Below are 24,083 nucleotides of genomic sequence, written 5' to 3' on the forward strand. Positions count from 1 at the left end.
CCGTCATTGCGAGCGCAGCGAAGCAATCCAGGGATGCGCCAGGGTTCGGGAATGTCCCGCTGCCCTGGGTTGCTTCGCTGCGCGCGCAATGACGGAGGTGGCTGTCCCTGTCCGGACAGCTTCTCAGGATGATGGGGTGGAAGGAACTCTCCTCACCCCTACCCATCATAATCCCGAACATAACGGGAACCAAGGCCGGTCAGGATCTCGTAGCCGATGGTGCCGGCGGCCTTCCCCACCGCATCGACGTCGAGGCCGTCGCCGATTAGCACCGCCGAGGCGCCCCGGCGGGCGGCGGGGGCGTCGGTGACGTCGAGGATGATGAGGTCCATCGAGACGAGGCCGAGGATCGGGCAGGCGACCCCATCCACCAGCGCATGGCCGCGCCCGCTGAGGGACCGGGGCAGGCCGTCGGCGTAGCCCAGCGACAGGGTGGCGAGGCGCCGCCGCCCCGGCGCGGTCCAGCGGCCGTTGTAGCCGACGCTCGCCCCCGCCTCGACCTCCCGGACCTGGACGATGGCCGCCTCCAGCCGCACCACGGGGCGCATGGGGTTCGGCCGGCCGGGGGTGGGGTTGCCGCCGAACAGGGCGTAGCCCGGCCGGACGAGATCGTGCCGGGCGCCGCCGAGGAAGATGCCGGAGGAGTTGGCCAGGGACCCGCGCAGGCCCGGCAGCGCCGCCCGCACCCGGGCGAAGTCGGCGATCTGGCGGGCGTTGACCGGATCCTCCGGCCGCTCGGCGCTGACGAAATGGCTCATCACGAGGTCGAGGCCCGCCGCCGCAAGGCGCGGGTCGCCGGAGAGGGCCAGGGCCTCGGGCACGCGCAGGCCGAGCCGGTTCATGCCGGTGTCGACGTGCAGCGCGGCGGGCCGGGCGCCCTGCGAGAAGGCGGCCCATTCCGCCACCTCGTCCAGGCTCCCCAGCACCGGGCGCAGGTCCGCGGCGGCGAAGGCCCCCGCCGCGCCGGGCGGCAGGCCGTTCAGGACGTAGATCGCCGCCTCCGGCAGGGCCGCCCGGGCGGCGAGGGCTTCGGAGAGATGGGCCACGAAGAAGGTGCGGCAGCCCGCCCGCCACAGGGCCGGGCCGGCGCGGCCGGTGCCGCAGCCATAGGCGTCGGCCTTGATCACCGCGGCGCATTCGGCCCCCGGCGCCAGGGCGGCGAGGGTGCGCCAGTTGGACGCGAGGGCGCCGAGGTCGATCGTCAGCCGCGCCCCGTGCCCCCCGGTTCCGCTCTGCCCCCAACCCGCCACGCTGATCCTCCCGCACGCCCCAGTCCCGGATGCACGACCCGGACCGGCGGCGCCACCCTGCCCGGAAAGCCCGCCCCGATCCGCCCCTCCCGGCGGCGGGCTGATGCATTGGTGATACAGGGCCCGGCGTCCCGGTCGGCACGGTGGTGACGGCCGAGGTTCGGCAGGATATAGTGAACGCCTTCGTCGGGAGAGCCGCACGGGCCTCGTCGGCGCCTCCCGTGCGTATCCTGAAGTGAGGCGATGCCGTTCACAGTCCTCGATCTCGTGGTCCTCGGCATCGTCGCCGTGTCCGCGCTTTTGGCGGCCGTCCGCGGCGTGACCCGCGAGGTCCTGGCGATCGTCGCCTGGGTCGTCGCGGCCGCGGTGGCCTATTCCTTCTTCCCGCTGCTCCTGCCCACCGTGAAGCAGCACGTCAGCAGCGACACGGTCGCCCTCGTGGGCTCGATCGCGGCGATCTTCCTCGTCACGCTGATCGTGGTCTCGATCATCACCGTGAAGATCTCCGACGTGGTGCTCGATTCGCGCATCGGCGCGATCGACCGGTCCCTCGGCTTCCTGTTCGGCGCGGCCCGCGGCTTCCTGATCTGCGTGATCGGCTGGGTGTTCCTGGCGTGGCTGGTCCAGGGCAAGGTGCCGGACTGGGCGGCCCAGGCCCGCAGCCGGCCGATGCTGGAGAAGTCCGGCGACGCTCTGGTGGCGCAGCTGCCGGAGAACCCGGAGGGGTTCCTCAAGCAGTTCAAGAAGCCCAAGCCCGTCAGCCCGCCCAACGAGGCGGCCGAGACGCCCGCCGACGACGCGACCGTCCAGAAGCGGACCGAGACAGCACCCAAGCGCTGACGGGCCGAGCGCTGACCGGCGCGGGCCGCTGCCCTGCGGCCAACGCCGTTGGCCTGGGATGCCGGAGGGGTTACATGACGGCAGCGTGACGCGCGGTCCGTCGAGGCGTCGCCCCCAGGAAGTGACCGAGCCCGAGCATGTCGCGAACCCCCGCCGACACGTCCGCCGCCGCCGACCCGGCGAGCCTGGACCTGGCAAGTCTCGATCTGGCAGATCTCGATCTGGACGGCGATACCCTGCGCGAGGAGTGCGGGGTCTTCGGCATCTTCGGCCACCCGGACGCCTCGGCCATCGTGGCGCTGGGCCTCCACGCCCTGCAGCACCGGGGCCAGGAGGCGGCGGGCATCGTCTCCTTCGACGGCAAGGTCTTCCACTCCGAGCGGCGGCCGGGCCTCGTCGGCGATTCGTTCTCGGACGCGGCGACCATCGAGCGCCTGAAGGGCCGGGCCGCCATCGGCCACGTCCGCTATTCCACCACGGGCGGGACCATCCTGCGCAACGTCCAGCCGCTCTTCGCGGAGCTGGCCGGCGGCGGGCTGGCGGTGGCCCATAACGGCAACCTCACCAACGCCCTCTCCCTGCGCCGGGACCTCGTGCGCGACGGGGCCATCACCCAGTCCACCTCCGACACGGAGGTGATCCTCCACCTCGCCGCCCGCTCCCGGAAGCCGCGGATCATCCAGCGCTTCATCGATGCGCTGCAGGCGATCCAGGGGGCCTACGCCCTCGTCGCCCTCACCAACAAGAAGCTGATCGGCGCCCGCGACCCCCTCGGCATCCGCCCGCTGGTGCTGGGCGAGCTCGACGGCCGCTACCTCCTGGCCTCCGAGACCTGCGCGCTCGACATCATCGGCGCCCGCTACGTCCGCGACATCGAGAACGGCGAGATCGTCGTCATTTCGGAGGAGGGGATCGAATCGATCCGCTTCGCCGAGGCCCGGCCGATGCGCCCGTGCATCTTCGAGTACATCTACTTCGCCCGGCCGGACTCGATGGTGAACGGCAAGAGCGTCTACGCCATCCGCAAGGCCATCGGCCACGAACTCGCCCGCGAGTCCCGCGCCGAGGCGGACGTGGTGGTGCCGGTGCCCGATTCCGGCGTGCCGGCGGCGTTGGGCTACGCCCAGGAGACGGGCATCCCCTTCGAGATGGGGATCATCCGCAACCACTATGTCGGGCGCACCTTCATCCAGCCGACCCAGTCGGTGCGGGAACTCGGCGTGCGCATGAAGCACTCGGCCAACCGCGCGGCGGTGGCCGGCAAGCGCATCGTGCTGGTGGACGACAGCCTCGTGCGCGGCACCACCTCGGTGAAGATCGTGCGGATGATGCGCGAGGCCGGCGCGGCGGAGGTGCATTTCCGCATCGCCTCGCCGCCGATCACCCACCCCGACTTCTACGGCATCGACACGCCGGAGCGGGAGAAGCTGCTGGCCGCCACCCACGACCTGGAGGGGATGCGCCAGTACATCGGCGCCGATTCCCTGGCCTTCCTCTCGATCCCCGGCCTCTACCGGGCGATGGGCGAGGAGGGGCGGCACGAGGCCTGCCCGCAATACACCGACCATTGCTTCACCGGCGAATACCCGACCGGCCTGACCGACCTGTCGATCGCCAGCCCCCGCCAGATGGCGATGCTTGCCGAGGCCGATTGATCCCATGGCTGGCTTTCCGGCGGACCTGCCCCTCGACGGCCGCGTCGCCGTCGTCACCGGCGCCTCGCGCGGCATCGGCCGCGCCGCCGCCCTGGCCCTGGCCGAGGCCGGGGCGCATGTGGTGGCGGTGGCCCGCACGCAGGGCGCCCTGGAGGAGCTGGACGACGAGATCCGCCGGATCGGCGGCAGCGCCACCCTGGTGCCCCTCGACCTGAAGGATTTCGACGCCATCGACCGGCTCGGCGGGGCGATCCACGAGCGCTGGGGCAAGCTCGACATCCTGGTCGGCAATGCCGGGGTGCTCGGCGTGCTGATGCCGCTCGGCCATATCGACCCGAAGATCTGGGCGAGCACGCTGGACATCAACGTCACCGCCAACTGGCGGCTGATCCGCTCCCTCGATCCGCTGCTGCGCATGTCCGATGCCGGCCGGGCTATCTTCGTCACCTCCGGCGCGGCGAATGCGTGCCGGGCCTATTGGGGGCCCTATGCCGTCACCAAGGCGGCCCTCGAAGCCCTGGTGCGGACCTACGCCGCGGAGACCGAATCGACCCCGGTGCGGGCGATGCTGGTGAGCCCCGGCCCCCTGCGGACGCGGATGCGCCGCTCGGCCATGCCCGGCGAGGACCCGCAGACCCTGCGCACGCCGGAGGACCTCGCCCCCCATTTCGTGCGCCTCGCCTCGCCGGACTGGCGCGAGACCGGGCTGATCTACGATTTCCGGCAGGACCGCCTGCTGACCCCCCGCGCGCCGGAGTAGGCCCGCCCTTTCCCCCTCCCCCGCGGGGAAGGGGATTGGACGGCCGGGGGGGATGCCCCCTCAGGCCGCCTTCACCTCCGCCAGGAAGCCGCCGACCTCCCGGGTGAGGCGCTCGGACTGCTCCGACAGGGCGCGGGCCGCCTCCAGCACCTTCCCGGCGGCCTGGCCGGTGCGCTCGCTGCCCTCGCGCAGGCCGGAGAGGGTGGCGCTCACCTCCGCCGTGCCCCCGGCCGCGTGGGCGACGCTGCGGGCGATCTCGCGGGTGGCGCTGCCCTGTTGCTCCATGGCCGCGGCGACGCCGCCGACCCGCGACGACATCTCGCCGATGGCCGAGCCGATGCGGCGGATGTCGCCCACCGCGGCCTGGGTCGCCGCCTGGATCTGGCCGACCTGCACGCCGATCTCGTCGGTGGCGCGGGCGGTCTGGCCGGCGAGTTCCTTCACCTCGGCGGCCACCACGGCGAAGCCCCGTCCGGCCTCCCCGGCCCGGGCCGCCTCGATCGTCGCGTTGAGGGCGAGGAGGTTGGTCTGGTCGGCGATGGCCGAGATCATCTGCACCACCTCGCCGATCCGCAGGGCGGCCGCCGAGAGCTGCTGCACCGTGGCATCGGTGCGCCGGGCATCCGCCACGGCCCGCTCCGCCATCTCGGAGGAGTGGGAGACCTGCGCGACGATCTCGTGGATCGAGGCGGTCATCTCCTCGCTCGCCGCCGCGGCGGTCTGCACGCTCTCGGACGTCTGCTGCGCGACGCCCCCCGCCGCGGCGGTGCGCCCGGTGCCGTCCGCCGCGGTCTCGGCCATCGACCGGGCGGTGGCCTCCATCTCGCCGGAGGCCGCGGAGAGGGCGCCGGTCAGGCCGGAGACCCGCGCCTCGAAGGTGCGGGCCAGGGCGTCGAGGGCGGCGGCCCGGCGGGCGGCGGCTTCGTTGCGCACCACCTCGGAGGCGGAGAGGGTCCGGGCGATCGCGGCGTCGTCCTTGAACACCTGCAGGGCGCGGGCGAGGAGGCCGATCTCGTCCCGGCGCTCCGTGCCCACCACCGTCACGGCGAGGTTCCCCGCCGCGAGATCGTCCATGGCCCGCGCCATCCGGGCGAGGGGGCGGGCGATGCCGAGCACGGCGATGGCCGCGAGGACGGCGAAGGCGGCGCTCAGGCCCAGGGCCGCGAGCCAGGTGAGGCGGTCCTTGGTGGAGCCGGCCACCTCCGCCGCCGCCACCCGCGCCGCCGCGAGGTCGGCCAGGGTGCGGGTCACCCGCGCCTCGACGGCGGCCAGGGCCTTCGCCCGCAGGCCCGCATCCTCCTGGGTCGAGAGGGCGAAGGCGATGTCGGTCATCCCCTGCCGGGCGTTGGTGACCACCTTGTCGGAGAAGGCGAGGTATTCCATCACCGCCGCCCGGGCGGCCTCGTCCTCGGCGCGCTGCCCGGGGTCGGCGGCGAGGGACACGAGGCGGTCGATCTCCTGCCCGGCCCGCACCGCGGCCTCCCGGTGGCGGTCGGACAGGGCCTGGAGGACGTCGCCGCTGCCCTCCACGATCACGCCCTTCTGCGCGATGGTCGCCGCATCGAGGGCGTCGGTCACCCGCAGGGCCGCCACGGTCCGGTTCACCTGCTGATCGACGATCTGGTCGGTGGTGCGGCGAAGGGTATCGAGGCCCGACCGGGCCATGAGCACCAGCCCCGCCGCCATCAGCAGGACAAGGCCCGCCGGCAGGGCCAGCTTCGCGATGAGCTTGAGATCGTTGAAGGCGCGCATAGGAACGACCCGGAACCGGATGGCCCCCCCGGCATGGCGTGAAAGGTTTTAGGATTTACGGCGTTAACGCGAGGTTCTTGCACGAAGAACGTGGAAGGTTTGCAGTTATGCCTCGGGCGCCGCATGTCGCGACTGATTAACGCGCATGTCCCGGGCGCGGCCCGGGGCGGGAAGCACCGGGGCCGCTTGGCCCTTCGGGGGCGGGAGGGCTATGCACGGCGGGTGGCGGGAGAGACGGAATGATCGACGTACGGGCGATGTGTGCCATCGGGCAGCGGGGCCAGCTCGGCCTGCACGGGCGGCTGCCCTGGGAGGGCAACGACGATCCGCTCTACGTCGAGGACGTGACGCGCTTCTTCGCGGAGACGCAGGGGCACGTGCTGATCGCCGGCCCGAAGACCATCGGGTCGGTCCCCGAATTCGCCTTCCGCGACCGCACCATCGAGGTGATCCGCTCGCACGAGGACCCGCGGGCGGTCCTGGCCCGCTATCCCGGCCGGCGGATCTTCATCGGCGGCGGGGTGGCGGTGTGGGACGTCTACGCGCCCTTCATCCAGCAATGGGACATCACCCGCCTGCCCTATGACGGCGAGGCCGACCGCTGGTTCGATCCCGCCTGGCTCGTCGGCGGCGCGCCGCGGGCGTGAGCGGCCCTGGACAGGGCCCCGCCCCGGGCCCACTCTGGCGCCGATGAGCACCCATCCCTACGGCTTCGGCATCGAGGAGGAATACTTCCTCGCCGATGCGCAGACCCGCGGCACGCCGCGGGGCGACCTCGCCGCCTTCCACGCCGAGGCGAAGGACCGGCTGCCTGCGACCGGGCGCGAGCTGGTGGCGGCGCAGATTGAGCTGTGCAGCCCGCCGCTCGCCGTGATGGACGAGGCGCGGGACAACCTCGGCGGCCAGCGCGCCCTGCTGGCGGGCATCGCCGCCGGCCACGGGCTGACGCTCCTCTCCTGCGGCACCCATCCCCTCGCCCGGCGCGAGAGCCAGACCGCCTCGGACGGGGAGCGCTACCAGGGCATCCTGTCGGACCTCGGCATGGCCGCCCGGCGGGCGCTGATCTGCGGCATGCATGTCCATGTCGAGGTGCCCGACCCCGATGCGCGGATCGACCTGATGAACCGGCTGCTGCCGTTCCAGCCGATGCTGCTCGCCCTCTCGGCCTCGTCGCCGTTCTGGCGGGGGGAGGCGACGGGGATGATGGCCTATCGCCTCTGCGTCTTCGGCGAGATGCCCCGCACCGGCCTGCCGGAGATCTTCGCCGACGCGGCCGCCCACGCCCGGCTCGTGGCGATCCTCACCCGCGCGGGCGCCATCGGGGATGCGAGCTACCTGTGGTGGTCGGTGCGCCCGTCGATCAAGTACCCGACCCTGGAGCTGCGCATCGCCGATGCCTGCACCCGGCTCGACGATTCCCTCTGCCTCGCCGCCCTGTTCCGCTGCCTCGTGCGGCTCTGCGTCCGCCGGCCGGACCTGAATGCCGGCCTCGACGGCGTCTCCCGGGCGCTGGCCCTTGAGAACCTGTGGCGCGCCCAGCGCGACGGCGTCCGCGCCGCGCTGATCGACGAGGCGCGGGGTGACGCGGTGCCCTTCACCACGGCCCTCGATGCGGTGCTGGCCCTGATCGCCGAGGATGCGCAGGCGCTGGGCTGCGAGGCGGAGGTCGCCCGGGCCCGGGCCATCGCCGCCGAGGGTACGAGCGCCGACCGGCAGATCGCCGCCTACGACATGGCCCGCGCCGCCGGCCACGACGGCCCGACGGCGCTGGCCGCCGCGGTGGACTGGATCGCCGGGGCGGTCGTCTAGGGGCCCCCTCCGGCCGGCGGCGCGAGCCCGTCGAGGAACGGCGCCGCGGCGGCCCCGGCCGCGGCCTCGATCGCCCGGTAGCGGGCGACGAGGTCGGCCCCGAGGGGCGAGAGGCGGGCGCCGCCCCCGGCCCGGCCCCCGCTCTGCGCCTCCACCACCGGCCGGCCGAAGCCGGCGTTCATCGCCTCCACCAGGGTCCAGGCCCGCCGGTACGACATGCCGAGCGCCCGCCCGGCCGCCGAGATGGATCCGTGCGCGGCGATCGTCTCCAGGAGCACGATCTTGCCCGGCCCGACCCGGAAGTCCGGGCCGATGTCGATCCGGATGCTGAGCCGCGCCATCGCCCCGGCCGTGTCAGCACGACGAGATCCGGCTGCCGCGCCTGCCCATCAGGTCGCTGGAGCCCGGCCCGGCCTTCTCCTCCTCGGGCAGCGCCGCCACGGGGAGCGCCGCGGGCTTCGTCTCCAGCTTGCCGACCCGCTCGATCCGGACGCCGACATGGGAGCCCCGGCGCCACGCCACCTTCACCGCGCAGACGAAGTCGCGCCCGATGACCCGGAACATGAAGCGTTCGGGCAGCTCCATCCCCTCCGGCACGCTCAGCCGGGCGCCGGAGGCCGAGATGTCCTTGACCGAGGTCGCGATCTCCCGGCCGTCGAAGAGCCGGATCTTGGCGATCCAGTTCGTCTCCTTGCGCTCCTCCCGGCGCGCGTTGCGGAACATGAGGTCCGCGCTGGTCGCCGCATCCATATCGCGGGCATCGGTCATGCCGTCGCTCCCGTGGCCGCCGGGTCGAATGCGTCCGCCACCGGCCGGAAGGCGCGCACGAGGTCCGCGTCGAGCCGGCCCGTCATCCCCGTGAGGATCGCCAGGGCTGCGGCTTCGGTGAGGGCGGATTTGTAGGGCCGCCGCTCGATCAGGGCGGCGTAGATGTCGCCGATCGTCACGAGGCGGACGAGATCGGGGATCTGTCCGCCGCGCAGGCCGTCCGGATAGCCGGAGCCGTCGAGCATCTCGTGGTGCGAGCGGACCACGGCCAGCGTCGCCGGGTCGAAGCCCGATCCGGCGAGCATGGCGTGGCCGAGGGCCGCGTGGGTCCGCATGATGCGCAATTCCTCCCGGTCGAGGCGGGCGGGCTTCTTCAGGATCGCGGCGGGTATCTTCGTCTTGCCGACGTCGTGCAGCAGGGCGGCCTTGGCGAGGTGGTGCCTGTCCCGGGGGCTCAGCCCGAGGCGGCAGGCGAAGGCGGCCGACAGGCCCGCCACCAGCAGGATGTGCTGGTGGGTCACGTCGTCGAAGCGCTGCACCGCCCGCACCCAGGCGCCGATGCCCGCCTCGTGGATCGCCCGCGCGACGAGTTCGGTCCCGGTATCGGCCAGGGTCGGCGTGATCGGATCGCCCGCGAAGAACGCCGCGTCGAGGAAGCGCCCGGCCTCCCGGGCATGGCGCACGGCCACCGCGGATGCGGGCGGCGGGGAGGCCGCGCGGTCCCGCATCCGCGCCGGGAGCAGGCGGGCGGCGGCGGCGGCCGGCAGGGTCTCGGCGCCCAGCAGCCGGGCCTGGATCTCGGCCCGGGCGGCATGGCCGTGGACGAGGAGAAGGTGGGGGACACCCTGCCCGTGCACCGCGTCCACGCAGCGGCGCAGGCGCACCAGGGCCTCGGAGGTCAGGTCCCGGACGTCGCTGACGATCAGCGACGGGTGCCCGGCGGGCTCGGCCTCGCCATAGAGGTCGTGGATGCGGCAGCCCTCCCGCCCGTCGAGGTCCCGCACCAGCCGTTCGGCGTGACGCAGGTCGTCGGTGATCAGCAGGAGGTCAGCCATGGGCGGCCCCACCACGGCGCGGAGAGACCGTCGCGGGCGGGCGCCCTGGCGTTCCTGCATGTGCGGCGATCAGACGACCCATCCCGCTGCCCCGGTCCTCACGAGGGATGACGGCACCTCCAGGCATCCCGGTCCGTCCAGCGGCTCCGCACGGCGGTCGGCCCGCGTGCATGCCGATATCCGGGATCGAGACGTGACGGAACTGCCTCGGAGTTCCGGACCTGGAAGGATCTCAGGATTGGCACAGAGAGTCCTAACCAATCTATACTGATGAGCAACCTTCATCGCGCCCGAGCGCTACTAGGCAAAACTGGCAATACAACCAAAGGTTATTTTCAACGGGACAAAATTGTATTTTTCTACTGGGATCGCGCTGCGCTCGCCGGCCCTGGTCGCGCATCGCGGGGGGAGCCCCCGCGATCGTGCGGATCGAGGACGCCGCCGAAGGCACCGCGGATGCTCGGGAGGTGGGAGAAGCGGGGATCGGCCGTCCGCCACCGGGTTCCGCCCCGATCCCCGTCCGCCCGGGGCGAGGGGGGCTTCACGCGGGCGAGGCCGGACACGGGCGCCCGGGCCGCCGGCCCCGGCGAAGCGGGGAACCGGGAAAAAACGGCCCCACCGACCCTGAACGGGGGGATGCCAGAGGCGGCAGGGCCGGCCGGACGAGTCCAGCACGGGAAACATGACCGCCCCCGGTGCCGTGGACAATCACATGGATCAAACGCCCGGAATGCCCGGGCCCGCCGGGCCGGGTTCCGCACTGGGTGGGACAGTCCACCAATGCCGCGTCACGACCCCGCCGTGCGCGGCGGATTGTCCTTGGCCGGGCGGGCGGTCCTCACCGTCGGCCGTCCGCAGCGGTCGTGCCGCCCACCCCGCGCCCGTCATCGCACGCGCCGCCAGGGCGACGACGGGGGAGGCCCTTACCCCTTGTCGAACGGGTTCTGCGAGGTCCTGAGCGACAGGCGGATCGGCGTGCCCGGCAGGTCGAACGCCTCGCGCAGGGCGTTGACGAGATAGCGGGTGTAGGATTTCGGCAGCGCGTCGAGCTGGTTGCCGAACAGGGCGAAGTGCGGCGGGCGGCTCTTCACCTGCGTGGCGTAGCGGATCTTGATCCGCCGGCCCGACACCGCCGGGGGCGGGTTGCGCGAGGTCGCCTCGCTCAGCCAGTCGTTGATGCGCGAGGTGGAGATGCGCCGGTCCCACACCTCGGCGGCGCCGATCACCGCCTGCATCAGCTTGTCGACTCCCTGGCCGGCGAGGCCCGACAGGGGCACCACCGCCACGCCCCGCACCTGCGGCAGCAGCCGGGTGCAATCCTCGCGCAGCTCCTTCAGCAGGCCCGGCTGGTCGGCCACGAGGTCCCACTTGTTGAGGCCGATCACCAGGGCGCGCCCCTCGCTCTCCACGAGGTCGACGATGGTGAGGTCCTGCTTCTCGAAGGGGATGGTGGCGTCGAGGAGCATCACCACCACCTCGGCGAAGCGCACGGCGCGCAGCCCGTCCGAGACGGCGAGCTTCTCCAGCTTGTCGTCGATCCGGGCGCGGCGGCGCATCCCGGCGGTGTCGTGGAGCTTGATGCGACGGCCCCGCCACTCCCAGTCGAGGGAGATCGAATCGCGGGTGATGCCGGCCTCCGGCCCGACGAGCAGCCGGTCCTCGCCGAGCATGGTGTTGATCAGCGTCGACTTGCCCGCATTGGGGCGGCCGACGATGGCGACCCGGAGCGCCCGGTCGCCGGTGGGGTCCTCGACCGCCTCGTCCTCGTCCTGGGCGGGCAGGGCCTCCATCAGGGCGGTGTGCAGCTCGCCCACGCCCTCGCCGTGCTCGGCGGAGAAGGGGATCGGGTCCCCGAGCCCGAGGGAGAACGCCTCGTAGGCGCCCGCCATCCCGGCCCCGCCCTCGGCCTTGTTGGCGATGAGGATCACCGGCACGCCCGCCCGGCGGACCTGCTCGGCGAAGGGCTGGTCGGCGGGCAGCACCCCGGCGCGGGCGTCGATGACGAACAGCACCACGTCGGCGGCGAGGATCGCGGCCTCGGTCTGCATCCGCATCCGGCCGGTGAGGCTTTCGGCGTCCGCCTCCTCCAGGCCGGCGGTGTCGATGACCCGGAAGACCAGGCCGCCGAAGGCGACGTCGCCCTCGCGCCGGTCGCGGGTCACCCCCGGGCGGTCGTCCACGAGGGCGAGCTTCTTGCCCACGAGGCGGTTGAACAGCGTCGACTTGCCGACATTCGGCCGGCCGACGATCGCGACGGTCGGCATATCCATCGGTCGGTTCCTGGAAAGTGTGCGGGACGGGTCAGCGGGTGATGGACGGCGGCGGGGGCGCGGCGGGCTCGGGCTTGGCCTCCGACACGGTGACGGGGCCGCCCGCGACGATGGCCGCGTAGACTTCGATTCGCTCGCGCAGGGAGCGCGGCGTGTCCGGGTCCGCGACGATCTGGTCGAACCACCGGCTCGCCTCCTCGTAATCGCCCTTCTTCAGGGCGGCGAGGCCCAGCATCTCCCGTGCCGTGTGCCGGTAGGCGCTGCCGGCGGCGAGGCTCTGCAGGTTGGCGAGCGCCGCGTCCGGCTTCGGGCCGTCCATGCGGATCAGGGCGGCGCGCAGGCGGGCGAGGTCCCGCAGGCCGTCGCGCAGGGTCGCATCGTCGGCCAGCGCATCGAAGGCGGTGGCGGCCTTGGCGGGGTCGGCCTTGGCGGTCTCGGACGCCGCGCGGAACCGGGCGAGCAGCCGGTAGCCCGCCGTGCCGTCCTGCTCCAGCGCCGTGAACGCCCTGTCGGCCTCCTCGGCCTTGCCGTCCCGGGCGAGGCGGTTGGCGGCATCGAAGCGGACGGAGGCCGCCTCGGCCGCCGCGATCTGCTGCGTCTGCCAGTAGCGCCACCCGGCGACGCCCGCGACGAGGAGCACCGCCAGCGCGATGATCACACCGCTGTAGCGGCGCCAGATCTTGATGATCTGCTCGCGGCGGTAATCCTCGTCGACCTCGCGGATGAATTCTTTGTTTTCGGCCATCGTATCCCGGCCGGCGCGATGCGCCGGACCACCTCGCGATCATGCAACGCCCTGCGCCTAACACAGGGGCGAGGGATTGGCGACCTGCCCCGGCGGGCGGGGGCGGGGCGTGTGCTCGCACGGAGGGCGAAACGGGAACACGGGGAGGGCATGTCCCACGGGGAGGGCATGTCCCTCGAGACGCTGCATCCCCCGCGCAAGGCCCCCACCGCGGCGCCGCCCTGATCCGGAGCGGAGCGTGGTCGCGGTGCTGGCCGCCGTGGGGACGGACGATGGGGCGGGGGTGCCGGCCGGCTCGCGGGGGACCACCGTCACCCCGCCGCGCACAGTCTAGGGTCGCCCCTTTCAGGCTCCCATCGTCCCCGGCCAGACGGAGACGCCGATCAGCGGATAGTGGAGGAAGCGGGCGAAGACGAACCACGCGGCGACGCCGATCAGCACCACGAGCACGTCGTTGCGCCAGCCGGCCGGCACGGTCACGGCGGCGCGGCCCCCCGCCGGCACGCCCGCCGCCCGCTCCCGGCGCTTCAGGCTGATCCGGGCCGAGACCGCCCAGGCGAGGAAGCTGCCGAACAGCAGGATCGAGCCGAGGTCGCCGTTGGCGAGCAGGTGCGCCGTCGCCCAGATCTTCACCGCGAGCAGCATCGGGTGCTTCGCCTTGGCGCGGATATGGCTCGGGATGTAGGTCGCCACGAGGCAGATGAAGGCGAGCAGCACCAGGGTCAGGGCGAGGTGGCGCGTCCAGACCGGCGGATCCCAGACCGGGATCATCCCCGAGAGGCGGTAATCGTGGTAGCCGACGCCGATCAGCACCAGCCCGAGCAGCGACAGGGCGGTGTAGCCGAGCTTGTAGCGGTTCTCGCCGACCTCGCCGACGACGGCGGCGCGCTTGCCCCGCACCATGGTGAAGGCGTGGGTGCCGAGGAACAGCACGAGGCCGAGGATGAGGAGAAGCATGGCGGCCCGATGAAAAGCGAGAAGTAACCGTTCTCAATCGAATATCCCCGCGCTTGTCCAGGCGCCGCCCGGACGCATCCCGGGTTCAAGCGATGCGCCGCGCCCTGTTTTCCCTGCTCTGCCTCGCCGTGTCCCCCGCCTCGGCCGAGGCGCCGGCCGGGCCGCCGCTCTCGGCCCTGACCCTCGTCGGGCCGGCGACGACGGTGTTCTCCGCCGCCCGCGACGCCTGCGACGGGGCCGACGTGCCCGACGCCCCCGCCCGGGCCTTTCGCGAGGCCTCGGGCGCCGTGGCCGTGTTCGGGATGCATCACCGCAACCGGCGCCTGCGCGGGCCGGACCTCGCCCATCTGGCGCTCGACTGCGCCGTGGTGCTCGACTCGGGGGAGAAGGCCGACCCCGCCGCCTACGACGACCGCTCGTGGATCACCGCCACCTGGACGGAGGACGGCCGCGCCGTCTCGGCCCTGGTGCATCACGAGTACCAGGGCAACGAGCACCCCGGCCGCTGCCCGGCGGGCCGCTACATGGCCTGCTGGTACAACACGCTCACCGCCGCCGCCTCCGCCGATGGCGGGGCCCGCTTCACCCGCCCCAGCCCGCCGACGGTGGTGGCCGGGGCGCCCTTCCGGCAGGAGATCGACCAGGGCCGCCACCGGGGCTTCTTCAACCCCTCGAACATCGTCGCCGACGGGCGCTGGCGCCTCTTCCTCGCCTCGACCACCGGCTGGGCGCGGCCGGGGAGCGTGCAGGAGGCGGGCGTCTGCCTGTTCCGCAGCGACGACCCCGCCGACCCGGCCCGCTGGCGGGCCTGGACCGGCACGGGCTTCACCGCCGCCTTCCCCGATCCCTACCGCGCGGCGATCCGCAGCCCCGCGACCTGCCGACCGGTGGGGCCGTTCCCCGGCCCGGTCGGGGCGGTGGTGCGCCACCGGGGCAGCGGCGCGTTCATCGCGGTGTTCATGGCCAAGGCCGGCGGGGCGTACGAGAGATCCGGCTTCTACTGGACCACCTCCCGCGACCTCCTGACCTGGGACCGGCCGCGGCTCCTGCTCGAAGGCAAGACCCTCTACGACGACCCCTGCACCGCAGGCGGCCGGCTGATCGCCTACCCCTCGCTCCTCGACCCCGCCGCGGTGGGCCGGAATTTCGACGATGCGGGGGACACGGCGCTCCTCACCTACGCGAGCCTGCGCGTCGAGGGCTGCACCGTCACCTCCGACCGGGACCTCCTGCGCCGGCCGGTGGCGATCACCGTCTGGCCGTGAGGGTCGCCCCCCTCGCCACACCCGTCGTTGCGAGCGCCGCGAAGCAACCCAGGGATCCGCCCCGGTTCTGAGGCGTCCCGCTGCCCTGGATTGCGTCGCCGACGCTCGCAGAGACGGGATCGGCCGTTCGCTGGCCTCCCCCCACGCGGCACGCCTCCCTCCCCCCTCTGCGCAGCAGGGGGGAGAGGGGAACCCGGCATCCGGAATGGGCGCGGCCCGTCCTGCGAGGGCCGCGCCTTGTCCTGCCCCGTCGCTCCCCTCTCCCGACCCCCTTCGGGGGCCACTCCCCCCCGCGGAGGGGGGAGGGAATGCGGCGTCCATGGACGTCCCCGGCACCAGACCCGTCCTGCCCCTCACTCCGACCGAGTCGATGAGGGTCGGGAGCGTGAGAGCCCGTCCCATTCCGCAACCATCCGGCCCCCGGATTGACCGCTGGCCCGGGGAATGCAGTGCTCCCCGGCGACGGGGGGCCCATGGTGTCCGACATGCTCGACGACCAGACGATCCGCGACGAGACGGAGCTGCGCGGCCGGTTCGGGCCGGTGGTGCCGGTCGCCGCCCTGAAGGTGCTCGACCACCTGGACGAGTATGCCCTGCGCTTCATCGCCCTCTCGCCCCTGCTGGTGCTGGCGAGCGCCGAGGCGGGCGGCGGCACCGATGCGAGCCCCCGCGGGGATGCGCCGGGCTTCGTCGCCGCCCCCGACCCTCGGACCCTGGTGATCCCCGACAGGCGGGGCAACAACCGGCTCGATTCCTTCGCCAACATCCTCACCAACCCGCAGGTCGGGCTGCTGTTCTTCGTGCCGGGCATCGACGAGACCCTGCGGGTCAAGGGCGCGGGGGAGATCACCCGGGATCCGGCCGTGCTGGAGCCCCTGGCCGCCCAGGGCAAGGTGCCCGCCGTCGGCCTCGTCGTGCGGGTGCGGGAGGTGATGTTCCATTGCGGCAAGGCGCTGATCCGCTCCCGCCTGTGGAACCCGGAGGGGCATATCCCCCGGGGGGCCTTCCCGAGCCTCGGGCGCATCATCGCCGACCAGACCGCGGCGGTCACCGCCGAGGACGCGGAGGCGAACCTCGCGGAAGCCTACCGGACCCGGCTATACTGACCGGCCGCAGGAGCCCCACCCCATGACCGTTTCGAGACCCGACGCCGTCCGCCCCCTGGGCCGGGCGCAGGCCCGCAGCACCACCGCCACGGGGGCGCACACCCTCGGCGCCGGGGCGGCGGGGGCCTTCGCGCTGGGGGCGCTGGCGCTCGGCGTGGTGGTGTTCGGCGCCGTCGCCATCGGCCGCCTGTCGATCAGCCGGGCGCGGATCGGCTCCCTGGAGATCGACGAGCTGACGGTGCGCTCCCTGCGCGTCCTCCGGGAGGAGTGAGGGCTCCTACCGCCCGTCGAACCACGCCTTCCACTGCGGGACGGCCCTGGCGAAGGTGCCCCGGTGGCTGGTCGGGCCGGTCGAGACCGCCTCGATCCGGTCGTTGCCCAGGGCCTTCTGGTAGGTCATCGGCAGGCGGCCGAGCTCCGGGCGGATCGCCTCGTCGGCCTCGCCGTAGAAGGTCCGCACCGGCGTCTTCACCACCCAGCGGTAGCTCTGGGTCGCGGCCACGAGGCGCCCGTAGGCCGAGGCCGCGAAGAACTGCGGGTCGAAATACTCGGCGCGGACGATCTTGCGCAGGTCCGTCGGCACCGCGCCCGTGTCGATCGGCAGGCGCTCGTAGGCCCGGCGTGCCAGATCGAAATACTCGTCGGTGAGGAGCGAGCGGGCGAGGCCGGGCACGCCGTAATAGTGCTCGAAGGAGAAGGCCGACAGGATGAACAGCGTCGGCACCCAGGTCGCGTCGTTCGGGCGCGGGAAGTCGAGGAAGCCGCTCAGCGTCACGAAGACGTCCGCCGGGGTGCTGGCCGTGGCGGTCGCCTTCACCGGCACCCCCGCGCCCTCGAGCTTCTCCAGCATCGCCAGGGTGACGAAGCCCCCCTGCGACCAGCCGGCCAGGGACAGGTCCGTCGTCGTGACCTTCAGGTCGGCCAGGACTGCGCGGGCCGCCATCAGCATGTCGTAGGTCGCCTGCTGGTGGCTGGCCTTGACCATGTAGCCCTCCGGCTCCTTCGACAGGCCGAGGCCGAAATAGTCGGCGCCGATCAGCACGTAGCCCTGCCCGGCGAACTGGGCGAGCATCAGCTGCGTCTCCGGCGATTGCTCCGGGAAGGAGGGGACCTGCTGCATCCCGTAGACCGTGCCGTGCTGGTACGACACTATCGGAAAACTGGCCGCCCCGATCTCGGGGACGGCGACGAGGCCGCTGGCCACCGTCGGCCTGTTGCCCCGCTCGGGGATCACCGAGAGGTAGGTCACCCGGTAGAGCGTCACCGCGTTCCGGGCCGGCGTATAGGTCACCGGGATGCCGGCGAAGGCGGGGGTGTCCGCCGTCAGGATCCGGTTGAGCCTGTCGGCGTCCCAGCGGCCGAGGCGCTCGTACTGGACGCCGGAGGCGATGCGGACGGGTTCGGCCGTCGCGGGGGCGGCGCTCCAAGTCAAGACCAGCAGAAGCAGCAGGCGGACGACGGTGGCCATGATCCTCACCGGGCAGCGAATCGCGTTCGGGTTGAAGTCGACCTCTCAAAGCAATTCGCGTGTAGAGGTCGCCGGGCCAGATGCTCTCACGAATGCAGACGGGCCGTGAAGATTTTCGCAGGTTGTCCCCACGAAGACCGGATCCGGCGGACTTGATCGGCCCGGCATCGTCCCCCCGGCCGGGCCACGGCTTGCCGGGCAATCGGGACAAAAGTAGAACGAAGGGCGTGCTTCACCGTGCCTGTGGGTCCGGACCGGGGCGGCATTGCCGCCGGGCGGTGGCGGGGGCATGTGTAGGGGATCGGCAGCCCCGTGAGATGCGGAACGCAAGGAGAGAGTGATGGCGGGCAGCGTGAACAAGGTGATTCTGGTGGGCAATCTCGGGCGCGACCCCGAGATCCGCCGCCTCGGCTCGGGCGATCCGGTCTGCAACCTGCGGATCGCCACCTCGGAGTCGTGGAAGGACAAGGCCTCCGGCGAGCGCAAGGAGAAGACCGAGTGGCACTCGGTCGTCATCTACAATGAGAACCTGTCGCGGGTGGCCGAGCAGTACCTGCGCAAGGGCTCGAAGGTCTACATCGAGGGCCAGCTCCAGACCCGGAAATGGTCCGACCAGTCGGGCGTCGAGAAGTACACGACCGAGGTGGTGCTCCAGCGCTTCCGCGGCGAGCTGACGATCCTCGACGGGCGCGGCGGCGGTGGCGGCGAGTTCGCCTCCGAGGAGGAGGGCGGCGGCCAGATCAGCCGCGGCGGCGATTTCGGCGGTGGTGGCGGCGGCGGTGGTGGCCGCGACTTCGGTGGCGGGCGCGCCCAGGGCGGCGAGCGCCGTCCGGCCCCGTCCTCCCCCCCAGCCGGCGGCGGTGGCGGCCGGGGCGGCTACGACCTGGACGACGACATCCCGTTCTAGCCTCGGCCTGTCCCTCCCCCCTCTGCGGGGGAGGGAACCCTATGCCGGCGGTGATCCCTCGCATTTCGCAGGGCTGGCCGGAGAGATCGGGCAGGATGGATCGCCCATGGTGATCCATCCCCGTCCTTGCTCGCAAGGACGGAGGGGGGCGCGGAGGTCTCGGCCGGGCTTCGCGATGTCCGCCCCTGCGGGCACGTCCGGATGAGGACCCGAGAGCGAATCTCGGCCGCCACGCACCCCTTCCGCGGGGAAGCCGGCGGGGCAGGGGGCACCTAGCCCCCCGTCACGCTCATGTGCCGCGGCACGGCCGCCGGGCGCTGGCGGGCGATGACGAAGTCGTGGCCCTTGGGCTTGCGGGAGATCGCCTCCTCCACCGCCCGGGCCAGGACGGCGTCGTCCGCCGTGGCCCGGAGCACGGCGCGCAGGTCCGCCGAATCCTCCTGGCCGAGGCACAGGTAGAGCTGGCCGGTGCAGGTCAGGCGCACCCGGTTGCAGCTTTCGCAGAAATTGTGGGTCAGGGGCGTGATGAAGCCCAGCCGCCCGCCGGTCTCCTCCACGCGCACGTACCGGGCCGGGCCGCCGGTGCGGTCGGGCAGGTCGGTGAGGGTGTAGCGGGTGGCGAGGCGCTGGCGCACCACCGAGAGGGGCAGGAACTGGTCCGTCCGGTCCGCCTCGATCTCGCCCAGCGGCATCACCTCGATCAGCGTCAGGTCCATGCCGAGCCCGTGGGCCCAGGCGATCATGTCGGGGATCTCGTCGCCGTTGACGTCCCGCAGGGCGACGGCGTTGATCTTCACCTGCATCCCGGCCGCCCGGGCGGCCTCGATCCCGCCGAGCACCACCGGCAGGTCGCCCCGGCGGGTGATGTCCTTGAACTTGCCCGCATCGAGGGTGTCGAGGGACACGTTGATGCGCTTCACGCCCAGCGCCGCCAGCTCGGGGGCGAAGCGGGCGAGCTGCGTGCCGTTGGTGGTGAGGGTCAGCTCCTTCAGGGCGCCCGAGTCGAGGTGCCGCGAGAGCCGCCGGAACAGGTGCATGATGTCGCGCCGCACCAGGGGCTCGCCCCCGGTGATGCGCAGCTTCCTCACCCCCCGGGCGATGAACACGCCGCAGAGGCGGTCCAGCTCCTCCAGGCTGAGCAGATCGCGCTTGGGCAGGAACTGCATGGTTTCCGACATGCAGTAGGCGCAGCGCAGGTCGCAGCGGTCCGTCACCGAGATGCGGAGATACGTGATCGCCCGCTGGAACGGGTCGATCAGAGGTGCCGGCCCGGCGACGGGCGGAAGGGAGATGGCATCGGGCATCAGGCCGGATATGATGAGGGGAAGGCTCCGGGGCAAGCGCTCCCCGTGGGCGCAACCCCCGATTGCCCGAAGGTGTGACCGTTGAACCCAGCACCGGACCAAGAGTTCTGGCCGACCGAGCTTCGCCTGTCGCCCGACAAGCGGATCCTGACCGTCGGCTTCGAGGACGGGACGCACTTCGCCCTGCCGGCGGAATACCTGCGGGTGTCGAGCCCTTCGGCGGAGGTGCAGGGCCATTCCCCCGCCGAACGGAAGGTGCTCGGCGGCAAGCGCAACGTCGCCATCCTCGCCGTGGAGCCGGTGGGCAACTACGCGGTCAAGCTCACCTTCGACGACAGGCACGATACCGGCCTCTACGGCTGGGGCTACCTGCACGAGCTCGGCCGCAACTACGTCCGGCGGTGGGAGACCTACCTCGGCGAGCTCGCCGCCCGCGGCCTCGACCGGGACACGATAGCGCCCGCCAAATCCGGGGGCTGCGGCTCCGGGGGCTGCGGCTGCCACTGATGCCGGGCTTCGCCTGCACGATCCCCGCCGTGCCGACGGTGAGCCGGGACGACGCCGCCGTCCGCATCACCCGCTGGGACTTCGCCCCCGGCGCCGTCACCGGCTGGCACGAGCACGGCTGGCCCTACGTGGTGGTGATGCTCGCCGACGGCATCCTGCGGGTGCATGACGGGGAGGCGGTGAGCGAGACCGCCCTGAAGGCCGGCGACACCTACACCCGCCCGGCGGGCATCCGGCACGACGTGATGAACGGCGCGGACCACCCCATCGCCTTCGTGGAGATCGAGCTGAAGCGGCCCGGCGCCCTGTAGTGCATCGATCCAGGCGGAGGCGTCGCCGCACGAGCCGCCGACGGAGCCCGCGCCCCCCGGCGGCGCCCTACTCCTCCTCGCCCCCCTCGCCGCCGAGCGACCATTCCTTCACCCGGGCGAGGTGGTCGTAGGGGCCGGCGCGGTTGGCGTATTGCGGGTAGGGGCGGGCGGTGTAGGCGGCCTCGCCCGTGAGGAAGCGGCCGATCAGGCCGCGCAGGCGCTCGGCGTGCTCGGCCACGATCGCCTCGACGCTGCGCTCCTCCCCCCGGCCGGGCTTGACCGGGATCGGCACGAACGCCTTCCGCCCGCCCGAGGCGTGGACGTAGAGCAGCTCCGGCGTCTGCGCGCTGCGCGGCAGGTCCCTGAAGGCCCCGTGCATCAGCATCGCCGCCTCCAGGGTGAGCTGGGGGGAGAAGCCGGCGAAGATCGCCTTGGCGGTCGGCACCGTGCCGGTCTTGAAGTCCACGATGCAGGCGGTGCCGTCCGGCCGCAGCTCGATCCGGTCGGCCCGGGCGCGCAGGGTGAAGGTCTCGCGGCCCATGGGGATCGCCCAGCGCCCGGAGACCTCGGCGTGGACCCGCGTCAGGGCCGGGCGGCGGGCGGCCTCCCAGGGCAGGTAGGCCTGGGCCATCCGCCGGTAGCGCGGCCACCATTCGGCGTAGAGGCTCGGATAGGTGTCGCTGATCGGCGCGAACGCCCCGACGGCGATCTGGTACAGGCGCTCATCCGCCCGCGCGGGCAGGGCCTGCGGGTGGGCGAGGGCGAATTCGGCGAAGATCCGGTGGACCAGGGAGCCGCGCTCCCCCGCCCCCGGCAGGGCGGCCAGGGGCTCCAGCGGATCGAGGCCGAGCACGTGCCGGGCGAAGACCGCGTAGGGGTCGCGCACCAGGGTCTCGATCTCGGTGACGCTGAGGGTGCGCGGGAACAGGGCCGGATCGGGCCTGGGCGCGGGCCGCCGCAGCCGCGGCTGGGGCGGGGCGGTGTCGAGGGCGGCGGCGAGGCGCGCGAACCGCTGTCCGGCCGCCAGGGCACCGGTCCAGGCCTCCTCGCCGGCGAAGGCGCGGATCCGCTGGACCAGCCGCGAGGGCACCGTGGGCGCGCCGTCGCGCTTGAGCGCGCGGGTGATCACCGCGTCCCGGCAGCCGAGCGCCTCCGTGAAGTCGTGGGCCATCTGGCCGATCCGCCGCTCCGGCGGGTCGAGGCCGATGCGCTCGCGCATCGGGCGGTTGAGGAAGGCGTCGGTCAGCGTCCGCACCGGCCAGACGCCCTCGTCCAGCCCGCCGACCACGATCCGGTCCGCCTGGAGCAGCCGCGCCTCGATCAGCCCGAGGATGCGCAGGCGCGGGTGGGGCGAGGGGCCCGTGCAGGCGACCTTCCGCTCCCGGGTGAGGGCGGTGAAGAAGCTCGGATAGTCATCGAACCGGCCCGCCATGCCGCCGGGCTCGGCCATCTCCAGATCATCGAACAGGGTGTCGAGGCAGGCGAGCGACCCGTCCGATTCCGGGGCTTCCGCCCCCTCCGGCCCGGCGATCAGCGCCTCGCAGGCGAGGCGGTGGCCGGCGGCGGCGGCCACGAGGTCGCAGGCGTCGCCCCCCTCCTGGCCCGGGAACGCGGCGAAGGCCGCCTCCAGCCGGTCGAGGACCAGGGCGGCCAGCGCCCAGTCGATCTCCGTCAGGCGCCGCTCGGCGCGGGGCGCCCGGCGGTCGGGGTCCTCCCCCGCCCGCCGGGCCGCCAGGGCGAGGCGCAGGCCGGGCAGGCCCGGGGCCGGGGCGGGGCCGCGCAGCAGGCCGATCTCCAGGGCGGCGGCGCCCCGCACCAGCTCCTCCCGGGTCAGCCCCAGGCGGACCATCGGGTGCGACAGCAGGGCGACGAGGCGGGCGGGGATCGCGTCCGCCTGGGCGCGGACGAGGTCGGCGGCGAACTCGGCCGCCAGCCGGGCGAGGCGCCCGGCGGGGGAGGCGGCGAGCGCCAGCCCCGCGGAATCCTCCGCGACGATCCCCCAGCGCAGCAATTCCACCGCCACCCGGCCCGCGAGCCCCCGGTCCGGGGTGACGAGGAAGGCCGTGGCGCCCGGAACCTCCAGGGTCTCGCGCAGGGCCAGGGCGGCGGTCAGGGCCTCCTCGCGCTCGTCGGCGGCCTCCACGATCGCCAGCCCGGCGAGGCCCGCCCTCGCCGTGGCCTCGCGCTCGGCCGGGTCGAGGGTGGACCACGCGTCGGTGGTGTCGGCGGGGCGCAGGGCCTGCGAGAGCATCCGCGCCCGGGCCACCCGGCCCGCGTCGGGGGTGCCCAGCGGCAGGACCGCGTCGCGGCTCATGGCGAGGCCGTCCGGCCCGAGCAGCCGGTGCAGGATCGCCTGCGGGTGGCCGTGGGCGATGGTGCGGGCGAACCCCTCGCCGGTCTCGATCCCGTCCCAGCCGGGGGCGTCGAGGTCGAGGTCGAGCCCCGGCAGCACCACGGCGCCGCGGGGCAGCTTCGCCACGGCGGCGATGAGCTTGGCGGTGGCGGGCACCGAGCCCAGCGAGCCCGCCACGATCACCGGGTTCTTCGGCGCCTTCGCCAGGCGCTCGCCCTCCGCCAGGATCAGCGAGCGGGCGCGGGCGACGGGGTCGGCGAGGTTGCGCTCCTGGAGCAGCCGCGGCCAGTTCTCGGCGGCGATCTTCACGAAGTCGAGGGTCAGGCCGAAGTAGCGCGAATACTCCGCCTCCACCGCCCCGGCGATCTCCGACCAGGGCAGGCCCTCCACGGTGAGCGCGTCCATCAGGCCCTCGAGGTCGCCGGCCAGCCCCACCGCGTCGGCGGGGGAGGACGGCACCAGGAACGGCACCTCCGCCTGCAGGGGCAGGAGCGAGCGGTCGACGCTCTCGGCCCAGGCGCGGACGAGGCGGGCGAGGATCAGCCGCCGCTCCAGGGCCGGGATCGGCGCGCTGGCGGGGGCGGCCCCGGACAGGGGCTCCGCGGCGAGGTCGAGTTCGGCCTCGTCGGCCTCGCCGAGCGGCACGGTGCGCGGCAGCAGGGCGGCCTCCCCCAGCCGCGCGGCCAGGATCGCCGACAGGGCGCGGGCCGCCCGCCGCGTCGGCAGGTAGACCGAGACGGAGGCGAGGGCGAGCGGGTCCCCGGCCACCGGCCCGACCAGCTGCCCCGCGAGCAGCGCGTCGGCCAGGGCCGGCAGGAACGGGACGCCGCGGGAGACGGTGAAGACGGCCTGTCGGGCGGGCCATCATCGGCTACAGCGAGATGATGGGTGAGGAGATCGCAGACGGCTGCGATGCGTCGGACCTTGTGGCCGACATTGGCAAGGTCGAGCGCAACGCCCGTCACCTGCTCGGGCTCATCAACGACGTGCTGGACCTCTCA

At 73.2% G+C, this 24,083-nt stretch carries 21 protein-coding genes and 1 pseudogene; 11 read left to right on the plus strand and 11 right to left on the minus strand.

Annotated elements, in window-relative coordinates:
• Positions 1-158: 158 nt before the first annotated feature.
• Positions 159-1,250, minus strand: a complete 1,092-nt coding sequence (alr, locus tag MKK53_RS09220; RefSeq protein WP_243928401.1) for an alanine racemase — start codon at positions 1,248-1,250, stop codon at positions 159-161.
• Between the two features lie 243 nt (positions 1,251-1,493).
• On the opposite strand from alr, the gene MKK53_RS09225 reads away from it, so the two are divergent.
• The 3 genes from MKK53_RS09225 (at position 1,494) to MKK53_RS09235 (ending at position 4,505) form a co-directional block, all read left to right on the plus strand.
• Positions 1,494-2,090: a CvpA family protein gene (locus tag MKK53_RS09225; RefSeq protein ID WP_243928402.1), complete on the plus strand. Its 597-nt coding sequence runs from the start codon at positions 1,494-1,496 to the stop codon at positions 2,088-2,090.
• Positions 2,091-2,227: 137 nt separating this feature from the next.
• A complete protein-coding gene (purF, locus tag MKK53_RS09230; protein WP_243928403.1) occupies positions 2,228-3,745 on the plus strand; it encodes an amidophosphoribosyltransferase in 1,518 nt (505 codons plus the stop codon).
• 4 nt (positions 3,746-3,749) lie between these two features.
• Positions 3,750-4,505: an SDR family NAD(P)-dependent oxidoreductase gene (locus MKK53_RS09235; protein WP_243928404.1), complete on the plus strand. Its 756-nt coding sequence runs from the start codon at positions 3,750-3,752 to the stop codon at positions 4,503-4,505.
• A 60-nt stretch (positions 4,506-4,565) separates the two neighbouring features.
• Here the strand turns inward: MKK53_RS09235 and MKK53_RS09240 are convergent, their stop codons facing one another.
• Positions 4,566-6,257 (minus strand): methyl-accepting chemotaxis protein, encoded by a 1,692-nt coding sequence (locus MKK53_RS09240; RefSeq protein ID WP_243928405.1) that lies wholly within the window; start codon positions 6,255-6,257, stop codon positions 4,566-4,568.
• Between the two features lie 239 nt (positions 6,258-6,496).
• On the opposite strand from MKK53_RS09240, the gene MKK53_RS09245 reads away from it, so the two are divergent.
• Together MKK53_RS09245 and MKK53_RS09250 are read left to right on the plus strand one after the other, a co-directional pair.
• Positions 6,497-6,904 (plus strand): dihydrofolate reductase, encoded by a 408-nt coding sequence (locus MKK53_RS09245; RefSeq protein WP_243928406.1) that lies wholly within the window; start codon positions 6,497-6,499, stop codon positions 6,902-6,904.
• A 43-nt stretch (positions 6,905-6,947) separates the two neighbouring features.
• Positions 6,948-8,066, plus strand: coding sequence for a carboxylate-amine ligase (locus MKK53_RS09250; RefSeq protein ID WP_243928407.1), 1,119 nt, complete (start codon positions 6,948-6,950; stop codon positions 8,064-8,066).
• Here MKK53_RS09250 and MKK53_RS09255 read toward each other — a convergent pair.
• The 6 genes from MKK53_RS09255 to MKK53_RS09280 all read right to left on the minus strand — a co-directional run bounded on the left by MKK53_RS09255 (position 8,063) and on the right by MKK53_RS09280 (position 13,861).
• Entirely contained in the window at positions 8,063-8,407 is a 345-nt protein-coding gene (locus tag MKK53_RS09255; protein ID WP_243928408.1) for a winged helix-turn-helix domain-containing protein, read from the minus strand. The two genes, MKK53_RS09250 and MKK53_RS09255, sit on opposite strands and share 4 nt — an antisense overlap.
• Positions 8,408-8,420: 13 nt before the next feature.
• Positions 8,421-8,834, minus strand: coding sequence for a PilZ domain-containing protein (locus tag MKK53_RS09260; RefSeq protein ID WP_243928409.1), 414 nt, complete (start codon positions 8,832-8,834; stop codon positions 8,421-8,423).
• Positions 8,831-9,889 (minus strand): HD-GYP domain-containing protein, encoded by a 1,059-nt coding sequence (locus MKK53_RS09265; protein ID WP_243928410.1) that lies wholly within the window; start codon positions 9,887-9,889, stop codon positions 8,831-8,833. The genes MKK53_RS09260 and MKK53_RS09265 overlap by 4 nt, the downstream gene beginning before the upstream one ends.
• Positions 9,890-10,812: 923 nt before the next feature.
• Complete coding sequence (gene der / locus MKK53_RS09270; RefSeq protein ID WP_243928411.1) at positions 10,813-12,159, minus strand: ribosome biogenesis GTPase Der; 1,347 nt, start codon at positions 12,157-12,159, stop codon at positions 10,813-10,815.
• A 31-nt stretch (positions 12,160-12,190) separates the two neighbouring features.
• Positions 12,191-12,904 carry a tetratricopeptide repeat protein gene (locus tag MKK53_RS09275; protein WP_243928412.1) on the minus strand — a complete coding sequence of 238 codons (714 nt, stop codon included), beginning with the start codon at positions 12,902-12,904 and terminating at the stop codon, positions 12,191-12,193.
• Between the two features lie 345 nt (positions 12,905-13,249).
• Positions 13,250-13,861: an NnrU family protein gene (locus tag MKK53_RS09280; RefSeq protein ID WP_243928413.1), complete on the minus strand. Its 612-nt coding sequence runs from the start codon at positions 13,859-13,861 to the stop codon at positions 13,250-13,252.
• A gap of 92 nt (positions 13,862-13,953) precedes the next feature.
• Here MKK53_RS09280 and MKK53_RS09285 point away from each other — a divergent pair, with 92 nt between their 5' ends.
• From MKK53_RS09285 to MKK53_RS09295, 3 genes are all read left to right on the plus strand, one after another.
• On the plus strand, positions 13,954-15,126 hold the full coding sequence (locus MKK53_RS09285; RefSeq protein WP_243928414.1) for a hypothetical protein: 1,173 nt from the start codon (positions 13,954-13,956) through the stop codon (positions 15,124-15,126).
• A gap of 473 nt (positions 15,127-15,599) precedes the next feature.
• Positions 15,600-16,232: a pyridoxamine 5'-phosphate oxidase family protein gene (locus MKK53_RS09290; RefSeq protein WP_243928415.1), complete on the plus strand. Its 633-nt coding sequence runs from the start codon at positions 15,600-15,602 to the stop codon at positions 16,230-16,232.
• Positions 16,233-16,254: 22 nt separating this feature from the next.
• Positions 16,255-16,503 (plus strand): hypothetical protein, encoded by a 249-nt coding sequence (locus MKK53_RS09295; RefSeq protein ID WP_243928416.1) that lies wholly within the window; start codon positions 16,255-16,257, stop codon positions 16,501-16,503.
• 6 nt (positions 16,504-16,509) lie between these two features.
• On the opposite strand, the gene MKK53_RS09300 is transcribed toward MKK53_RS09295, so the two are convergent.
• Positions 16,510-17,700, minus strand: a complete 1,191-nt coding sequence (locus tag MKK53_RS09300; protein ID WP_243928417.1) for an alpha/beta hydrolase family protein — start codon at positions 17,698-17,700, stop codon at positions 16,510-16,512.
• Positions 17,701-18,040: 340 nt separating this feature from the next.
• Between MKK53_RS09300 and ssb the strand changes: the two genes are divergently transcribed.
• Complete coding sequence (gene ssb, locus MKK53_RS09305; protein ID WP_243928418.1) at positions 18,041-18,607, plus strand: single-stranded DNA-binding protein; 567 nt, start codon at positions 18,041-18,043, stop codon at positions 18,605-18,607.
• A gap of 272 nt (positions 18,608-18,879) precedes the next feature.
• Here the strand turns inward: ssb and moaA are convergent, their stop codons facing one another.
• Entirely contained in the window at positions 18,880-19,911 is a 1,032-nt protein-coding gene (moaA, locus tag MKK53_RS09310; protein WP_243928419.1) for a GTP 3',8-cyclase MoaA, read from the minus strand.
• 81 nt (positions 19,912-19,992) lie between these two features.
• On the opposite strand from moaA, the gene MKK53_RS09315 reads away from it, so the two are divergent.
• Positions 19,993-20,418: a gamma-butyrobetaine hydroxylase-like domain-containing protein gene (locus tag MKK53_RS09315; protein WP_243928420.1), complete on the plus strand. Its 426-nt coding sequence runs from the start codon at positions 19,993-19,995 to the stop codon at positions 20,416-20,418.
• Entirely contained in the window at positions 20,418-20,729 is a 312-nt protein-coding gene (locus tag MKK53_RS09320; RefSeq protein ID WP_243928421.1) for a cupin domain-containing protein, read from the plus strand. The genes MKK53_RS09315 and MKK53_RS09320 overlap by 1 nt, the downstream gene beginning before the upstream one ends.
• Before the next feature lie 67 nt (positions 20,730-20,796).
• On the opposite strand, the pseudogene addB reads toward MKK53_RS09320, so the two are convergent.
• Positions 20,797-23,940: pseudogene (addB, locus tag MKK53_RS09325) on the minus strand (double-strand break repair protein AddB); the annotation flags it as partial.
• Positions 23,941-24,083 lie beyond the last annotated feature (143 nt).

This window comes from Methylobacterium sp. J-076, assembly GCF_022829405.1.
Lineage (GTDB): Bacteria > Pseudomonadota > Alphaproteobacteria > Rhizobiales > Beijerinckiaceae > Methylobacterium.